The 6,876-nt window shown below is 62.3% G+C and carries 7 protein-coding genes and 1 pseudogene; 6 read left to right on the top strand and 2 right to left on the bottom strand.

Annotation, left to right across the window (positions count from 1 at the left end; genetic code table 11):
• The 4 genes from E1J50_RS04885 to E1J50_RS04865 all read left to right on the top strand — a co-directional run.
• The coding region (locus E1J50_RS04885) for a VOC family protein (RefSeq protein WP_281024544.1) at positions 1-222 on the top strand (222 nt) is incomplete at its 5' end.
• Between the two features lie 1,098 nt (positions 223-1,320).
• Positions 1,321-2,760, top strand: a complete 1,440-nt coding sequence (locus E1J50_RS04875; protein ID WP_165937778.1) for a chromosome partitioning protein ParA — start codon at positions 1,321-1,323, stop codon at positions 2,758-2,760.
• 46 nt (positions 2,761-2,806) lie between these two features.
• Positions 2,807-3,325, top strand: coding sequence for a hypothetical protein (locus E1J50_RS04870; RefSeq protein ID WP_132250969.1), 519 nt, complete (start codon positions 2,807-2,809; stop codon positions 3,323-3,325).
• A gap of 48 nt (positions 3,326-3,373) precedes the next feature.
• Positions 3,374-3,844 carry a hypothetical protein gene (locus E1J50_RS04865; RefSeq protein WP_132250967.1) on the top strand — a complete coding sequence of 157 codons (471 nt, stop codon included), beginning with the start codon at positions 3,374-3,376 and terminating at the stop codon, positions 3,842-3,844.
• Between the two features lie 182 nt (positions 3,845-4,026).
• Here the strand turns inward: E1J50_RS04865 and E1J50_RS04860 are convergent, their stop codons facing one another.
• A complete protein-coding gene (locus E1J50_RS04860; RefSeq protein WP_132250992.1) occupies positions 4,027-4,692 on the bottom strand; it encodes a DJ-1/PfpI family protein in 666 nt (221 codons plus the stop codon).
• A gap of 416 nt (positions 4,693-5,108) precedes the next feature.
• Positions 5,109-5,467: pseudogene (locus E1J50_RS04855) on the bottom strand (IS630 family transposase); the annotation flags it as partial.
• A gap of 263 nt (positions 5,468-5,730) precedes the next feature.
• Between E1J50_RS04855 and E1J50_RS28410 the strand changes: the two are divergent.
• Positions 5,731-6,396 (top strand): class I SAM-dependent methyltransferase, encoded by a 666-nt coding sequence (locus E1J50_RS28410; protein WP_342635886.1) that lies wholly within the window; start codon positions 5,731-5,733, stop codon positions 6,394-6,396.
• Entirely contained in the window at positions 6,393-6,755 is a 363-nt protein-coding gene (locus E1J50_RS04845; protein WP_132250963.1) for a YybH family protein, read from the top strand. The genes E1J50_RS28410 and E1J50_RS04845 overlap by 4 nt, the downstream gene beginning before the upstream one ends.
• Positions 6,756-6,876: the final 121 nt, after the last annotated feature.

The following is a 6,876-nucleotide window of genomic DNA, read 5'->3' as shown; positions in this document are numbered from 1 at the left end:
TCACCGGCGCCAGGAAGCAACGACCTTCGCCGATATGAGCGCCACTGGACACCCGTTCACGTCGATTTTCGTGTCGATGACTTCGAAGGGACGCTCGAACGCGCCTTGGCCAACGGCGCAAGGTCAGAACAGGTCCACCGCGTGCCGGGCTTTCCACCCGTTGCGTTCTGCAGCGATCCTTTCGGGCATGGGTTCTGCATTGTTGGCGTGAACAAGCTCTAGAGACCCAGTCGATCAATTCAAAGCACCGATGGCGTTGCGCGAAGCTCGGTCAGGAGGTCTTCGATAGCTCGCAAGGCCCGTTGCAAATCGAATTCTGCCTCCTGCTTGTAGTCCAATCTGTGCCGAAGTCCGCTTCCGAGAGGCTGGCAAAGGCCGCTGAATGGCCGAGATGGGCGCATAGCAGCCGGCTGGGTTCGGCCGTATGCAGTCCGCCCGCTTTCTGCATCAGAACCGCGGAAGCAGACGTTCTTTGCCCATCCGACGCGAGCATTGCTTCTTCTATTCTATCGACTGGGCCCAACTCCCGGCAGCGGTCCGCTTCCGACGCGCCGGAGGATGCTGCGAGCGCTGCAGGAGGCAGCACGAGCAGCGTGTGCCACATCTCAGCGATATCCTACGATGCTCTGGCTGGCCCAAACAGCTGGCACAGCCTCGCTGGGTTGCGCCTCCCAACGCTGGTCATGGAGAGATCACCCTGCAGAGTTCGCACGAAAATTGCGGGGCGATAATTAGGGGTGCCGTCGCATTGCCAAAGCTACAGCCTCCCTATCCGTTCGGTCTAAAATCCCGCTCAGATCAACCGCTCCCAGCAATCATCAGTCATAGTCACGATTGAGATTGAACGGATTGACAGCGGACGCTCGCAAACGCTGCTACGCCTCGTGATCAGCCAATCCGCATCCACATTTAGCTGCACAGGATAAGAGTTATTTTTGTGTTATTCAATGGTCTGCGATCAACATAATTTCGATATAACGGCGCACAATATTGACCGTTATGTAAAATTATCCAGAATTGTTATTATATTTATTGAGATCAGCAGAATCTTGCCTCGAGAGATATGACTCGGGCCTCAGAGGAGTTTTTTCTGCGGTTGACCACATGAATATGCGCGAGCCGGACGGACTCGCTGACAATTTCTCGTATGATAACCGTCGGTTGAAAACCATAAGCCGATGGAAACAGGCGGCTTGGAGACGCTGGATGCCTTGGTCGCCGTTCCGAACTGGCTTGTTTTCTGGCAGCCGAGCCGGCGGGCGGAACGAGATAGATTCCCAACAGCCGCATGTGCCGGGGCTGCAGCAGAAGGCAGCACCGATGAGCAGCGCAGACAAAAGGCCTGCTCAAATGAATGCTCCGGCGCCGCGTGATCCGCTCGATGCAATTGGGCAGCGCGGGGAAGTGGTCCGTATGCGAATTGGGGAGATGATCGAACGTCTCGAAGACCTGAAGACGCTTCAGGATGATTTCTCTGCCGTACTGGAACCACTCGTTGCTATCTCGGACGAGCTGCCGCGCGCGACCATGCGATTGGCCGAGGTCGAGGCCCTGTTCGCCAAAGAGCAGCAAAGTGCGCTTTCCGCGCGGCGCGAGGCGAGCGACCTGACCGTAAAAACCTCCGCTTTGACAAGCGATCTTGCAGCGATGACCACAGAGGTCGCTCGCCTAGAGTCCGGCATCCACAGCCGCGACATCGAACTCGAGCAACTGCGCGTTATCGCCCGTGACAAGGGTCTCGCCGCGGAGAATTTCGAGCGCCAGCTCGCCGCCGAGGCGGAACAGACAAAGGCGCTCTCCGGAGAGAACAAGGCTCTTCGGCTCGAAGCCCAGGCCGTTGATCAGGCACTGTCGCGGTCTGAGCATGATCTCGCCGAGGCCCGCGAGCGTCTTGCAATCGCCGACCAGGACAACCGTCGCCTTCAGCTGCTGTGTGAGGAACAGGAGGCGCGCCTAGCCGACACGGCGGCGCGGTACGGCGCGCTGAGAGGGGAGGCAGACAGTGAGCGGGAGCGGCTGCTTGCTGTGGAAGCGGACCTCGCTTCTGAGCTCGCGGCCCGCCAGAAGAACGATGCGCAGCACGAGGCGGAGATCAGTGCCTCGCGCACGGAGCGCGCTAGCCTGACGATGAAGCTCGAGGCGGCCGCGAACCGGGCCGCGACGACAGAGCAGCTTCTTGCGCAGCTCCGTGGCCAGCTCCGGGAGAAGGATGAGGCGCTCCGAGTTGCGGAGCGGATCGCCAAGGAAGCAGCCATCGAGCGGTCAACCTCGGATCGTCGGGTTGACGCGATGCAAGCTGATCTCACCCGTCAGACCGAGCGGCTTCTCGAAGCACAGCGGCTCCGGTCCGAGTTGGATAATCGTTGCGACATGCTCACCAAGGCGCTGGCGGCCAAGGACGTCGCGATTGAACAGGCAACGTCGCGCGCTGCCATGCTGTCCGAGCGCATCGACCAGCATAGCCGGCGTCGCGAAGCGGAGGTCCATGAGCTTGAGACCGCCAACCGCCGTCTTATGGAGGATCTGCAGTCTGAGCGCTCCGAGCGAGCATTGGCGCAGGGAGCACTCGACATCGCCCGTGAAAGTCGGATCGCGCTGCAGAAGCAATGCGAAGCGCTCAAACGGAATGCTCGAAATGTCCGTGACATCGAAGAGGTTGAGCCGCTGCCGGCTCCGCAATTCACTGCCACCAAGTCGAGCAGTGACTTAGAAGCAGAGAGCAATGTTCGCCCCTTTATGGCGTCCGAACGAACAAGCTAGCGCCTGAAGTCAGAAGTTTTCGAAGATGATGCGTATGGAGGGGTGGATGGCAGATCAGGCTCTTAAGGATTCGAACTCATCTGTTGCCTCAACGCTGCTGATGCGAGGCCTCATGGGCGAGGGATTGAAATCCGTGACCCAGGAGGCTGCCGCAAACTCGGCGTCCGCAACGCAACCTCGCAGCGTGCCCGAACCTCAAACGAATCCCGTCCCCGCCCGGGATTGGTCGTCCGCGCTCGATCTGATCCAAGAAGCGACGGAGGCTATCAGCATCAGCGAGGAGCGTGCCGCTGATCTGGAAGCGCAGTTGCAGCAGGTGACCACAAACGCGAACGAGGAGATCCGCCAACTCAATGCTAAGGTTGCAGCAGCTGAGCGGCGTGCGCACAAAGCCGAAGAACGGGCGCGTTCAGCGGAAGCACGAGCGAGCGAGGCGGAGACTTGGCTCGTGCGCATGCACGACGCCGTCCTGAATGGGTTTGGGCGCAAATCGCGCGGGGCATCGCGGCGACCCGAGACCAACGGTCGAGACCCTTCCGAGAGCGAAAGGCCGCCTGTCTCCTGACGCGCAAAGTCCCGTGCCAGAATGAGTTCGCGTACACCGAACCCGCCGATGGTAATTGAAGAGGTCTCGGCAACCCCGTTTGGTGCCGGAGAACCTTGCGGAGCCGCTCAACCGCTGGTCGGTCCTGCCGCTACGTTGCAACTCATTGAGGAGGCCATCGAGAGATGTCGTTTCGTCGAAGATGAAGCTGACCTCATTTCCGAACGCGCTCAGAAATTGATCTGGCACACGCAGGTTGAGCGAGCCCGCCTTCAAGGTGAAATAAAAAATCTTCGGTCGGCATTGGCTCGAGAGCAGGAAAACGCTTCACTGGCTTGGGACAGGCTTGAAGAGGTGGAACAGCGGGCAAATTTGGCAGTTCATCGAGCAGAAGAGTCGGAACGGAGGGCCGATGATCTAACTCGGTTCTGTGTTCTGCTCATCGATGCCATAGAGCCGCTGCTCGACAAGGAAGCGCTGGGGTCCGACGAAAAGGCCACACTCTTGGCGTTCCTTCACGTCGTGGACCAGAGAGCGTAAGGGTGGTGGAGCCCGCGCGGCGGAGATGACGCCTGAAAGGCGGCCTGAAATTGCGCGGAAGGCTGCGGTGCCTGCGTCTGGAAAAGATGATGGTGCCGTTTCCGCTCAGGTCGGTCAGATCACCAACTTTCTACATCGAAGCCATTGTGACCGGCTTGAGTTCAGTTGAGAGGTGATCCGGATCACTTCCGCAGGCGAGTGGTCTCGGCTGCCGCTCGGGCTTCGGTAACGAGGCCGCCGAGGATTGCCATGGCTTCGCGCGTGATTGCCGGACCAGCTAAGGCTGGACTGCCTGCCTCAAACGGTGGGTGCGGCGCATATTCCGCAACCAGCTGTGCTGTTTGCGCGTAATTTTCGCCTCGCAGTTGAGCCGACAGGGCGAGGGCGAAATCGATGCCCGCTGAGATGCCGGCCGATGTGGCGCGGTTTCGGTCGAACACGACGCGCTGATCGACCGGCGTTGCCCCAAGGAGGGGGAGCACGGTGTCACGCACGCACCAGTGCGAGGTGGCGCGGTAACCCACCAGCAGCCCGGCGGCACCGAGGATCAACGATCCGGTGCAAACGCTCGTGATCCAGCGCGCTCGACTCGCCCGATCTCGCAGGAAGGCCAGTGTCGCAGCATCGCGCATCTGGGTAGGGGAGCCGTCGCCACCCGGCACGAACAGCACATCGAGGTCGGTGGGACAGTCGGCAAAGCTCGTCGTGGCAAGCAGGCTGACGCCCGTATCGCTCGGAACGGGCCCCGGCGTCTGCGCCACAAGGTAGAGGCTATCCGGAGCGAGGCCCGCCAACAGTGCCTGCGGCCCGATCACATCGAGGGCCGTCATGCCCGGATAGAGCAGCATGGCGATGCGCACCGGCTGGTCTGCCACGGTCTGGCGGGATGCGTTGATCCCCCAAGCTGACCGCGTCGCCAGGAGGCTCGCTGCGGCGAGCCCAGCTGCGCCTATCTCGCGTCGGCTCACCAAGGCGGGTGTGATCCCGGGCTCATGCGTCTGGCCCTTAGTCCGCCCTCAGGCGGGTGCTGACCGTCGCCGCATCAGGTTGCGGACGGCTCGGAAGGGGAGAAGTGGTAGCTTGAGAAGAGCCGTGATCGCGAGCACGGCCAGAACGGTAAAGGCTGCGGCCAGAGAATTTATCAATGGACACTTTCATTTAACGGGGGCAGCCCGCGAAAGGCGCGGGGCTGTCATCGATTGGGATGAGGCGCCCGGAACGCGGCGAGACTGTGAAGATGCGCAGGCTTTGCCTGTGGAAACGCGGCGGTCCAGGTCTCATCGAGGAACACGAGGCGGGCTGCCCCTCGAACCAGGCCTCGCGCGCCGCCTTCATGTCCCGCCGGTCCTGCTCCGTGGCGTGAGCTGTCTGTGTCGTAGGTCAGGCCGCGCGCGTCGAGGAAGCTCCACAGCGTGGCCAGTCCGACCGTGAGGCCGCGCTCTGCCAGCAGCCGGGCGCGCATCTCCTCCAGGGTGATGTCGTCCTTCGCCTCGATCAGGGCCCACAGGAACGAAGCGTGCGGCTCGAGCTTGGAGCGGCGTGTCCGCCCCTGCGGACGAGGGCGACCGTTCCGGTAATCGTGAGCGCGGCCATCAAGAGGATCGCCGTAGCGGCAGCGTTGCCGGGGGCCATCGTATGGTGAGACGGTTAGAACCGCGCAGCCTCTGGGTTGCGGGGTTTCTCTTGCAGCGCTCCAACTGCGTGAGGGCGGCAGCCGCCCGACCGGCCGTAGGGACAACAGGCGTGCGCTCCTGAACCAACATCTACGTCTGCAACATGCGCAGCAAATTCAACCACAGTGCGAACACGATTTGCGCCGCTAACTACTCGTTAAGCAAAGACTCTGAGGATGTAGTTCGTTCGTCGGCGTCGATCCGGCGAGGGAGATGCTCCGTCAGGCCGAACGAACGCTTGATCCGCTCATGGACCGGGTGACCCTCGTCGAAGGCTACGATGCGGCGACCTGCCTGCTGACGCTGCACTTCCTCGACGCGGCGGCACGGGAGGACACGGTCCGCGAAATCCATCGGCGCCTCAAGCCGGGCGCTCCATTCGTGGCGGCGCACGGTAGTTTCCCGCAACGGGATAGGATCCGTTCGCGCTGGCTCGCGTGCTACGAGGCATTCGCAGTCGCATCGGGGCCGACCCCGAGCAGGCGACACGGGCTCGGGCGGCCATGGACGCCAATCTTCCCACGCTCGATCCGGACTAGGATGAAGCCATCCTGCGGGGTGGCGGCTTCCGCGAGGTCGAGCAGTTCTTCGCTGCCTTCACTTGGCGGGCCTGGGTCGGTCGAGCGTAGGCGCCGTCCCCGCTCGGCCGCTGACCAGCATATCCATCGCGTCATGCCAATGGACGACTTGGCCGTAGGGAGCGGCTGCAAGGCAGCCCTGTGCCGGCTGGAGCGTCTCGACGGCGCACCGAGGACTAGCTTGGACGAACGTCCCGCATCATTGGCCGAGCGTGAGCAACAGTCTCCGAACCGCGGCCGCCATGGGGACGCTACCGGCGCGGGCGCGGGCTCGCGCGAGAACAGGAAGGAGAGACGATGAGCACGCAAGGCCAGGCGATCGCCGACCTTTGGGATCGGACCTTCAACAAGGGCGACACCACCGGATTGGGCAAGCTCTACAGCGAGGACGGACAGGTAATCCCCGCGGGCGGCTCCCCGGTCCGGGGGGCCGAGGGCATCGCGGCCTTCTTTGCCGACCTGCAGGCCAAGGGCTTCAAGGACCACAAGATCACGGTGCAGGATGCCGTCGAGAAGGGCGATATCCTCATCCTCACGGGCCGCTGGTCGCTGAGTGGGCCCGGTGAGGGTGGTGCGACGCAGAGCTACGGCGGCAATTGGGTGAACGTCTTGGAGCGGCGGGGCGACGGTTGGAGCACCGTGCTCCACATTTGGAACTGAGGCACTCGCCTCCCGTCGCACCGGTCCCCATGGATCGGTCCGGCGTCCGATGGCGCTGAACGAGAGCTGACCCGGGACGCCAAGCGACCCGGGTCATGACTTGAGACGATGTCCGCTTCCC

Source organism: Methylobacterium segetis, from assembly GCF_004348265.1.
Taxonomy (GTDB): domain Bacteria; phylum Pseudomonadota; class Alphaproteobacteria; order Rhizobiales; family Beijerinckiaceae; genus Methylobacterium; species Methylobacterium segetis.
This window is presented reverse-complemented; position numbering and strand designations above follow the sequence as displayed.

Bases quoted from the DNA above. Each gene is read 5' to 3' on its own strand.
- E1J50_RS04860 (WP_132250992.1), bottom strand. From the start codon at position 4,692: ATGCTGCTCTATCCGGGCATGACGGCCCTCGATGTGATCGGGCCGCAG.
- E1J50_RS04865 (WP_132250967.1), top strand. From the start codon at position 3,374: ATGGTAATTGAAGAGGTCTCGGCAACCCCGTTTGGTGCCGGAGAACCT.
- E1J50_RS04870 (WP_132250969.1), top strand. From the start codon at position 2,807: ATGGCAGATCAGGCTCTTAAGGATTCGAACTCATCTGTTGCCTCAACG.
- E1J50_RS28410 (WP_342635886.1), top strand. From the start codon at position 5,731: ATGCTCCGTCAGGCCGAACGAACGCTTGATCCGCTCATGGACCGGGTG.
- E1J50_RS04875 (WP_165937778.1), top strand. From the start codon at position 1,321: ATGAGCAGCGCAGACAAAAGGCCTGCTCAAATGAATGCTCCGGCGCCG.
- E1J50_RS04845 (WP_132250963.1), top strand. From the start codon at position 6,393: ATGAGCACGCAAGGCCAGGCGATCGCCGACCTTTGGGATCGGACCTTC.